Source organism: Streptomyces sp. NRRL B-1347, from assembly GCF_000720325.1.
In the GTDB taxonomy this organism is placed as follows: domain Bacteria; phylum Actinomycetota; class Actinomycetes; order Streptomycetales; family Streptomycetaceae; genus Streptomyces.
In genome coordinates this window covers 1-279 of record NZ_JOJM01000317.1, presented here as the reverse complement: position 1 = coordinate 279, position 279 = coordinate 1, and the positions used below count along the sequence as shown (strand labels likewise).

Here is a 279-nt window from a genome sequence, read left to right as displayed (position 1 = left end):
GGGGTGGAGGAGGGCAAGGTCCGTAAGTTGGCGGGGGCTCGCCATGCGCCGGCCGACTGGATTCTGCGGGCGAGGATCATCGCCCTGAGCTGGGACGGATGCCGGGTGCCGCAGATCGCGGAACAGCTGGGCTGCCACCACAAGACGGTCCGCAAGTGGCTGCACCGGTTCAACGTGGCCGGCCTGGACGGGCTGGGCGACCGGCCGGGCTGCGGCCGCAAGCGCCGGATCACCGAGGACGAACGCTCCCGCATCATCGCCCTGGTCAAACTCACCCCG

Annotated in this window: 1 protein-coding gene; it reads left to right on the top strand. The window is 70.6% G+C overall.

Annotation, left to right across the window (positions count from 1 at the left end; all coding sequences use genetic code 11):
- Positions 1-3 precede the first annotated feature (3 nt).
- Positions 4-279: helix-turn-helix domain-containing protein (locus IG74_RS54370; protein WP_158858161.1), on the top strand; the 276-nt coding region annotated here is incomplete at its 3' end.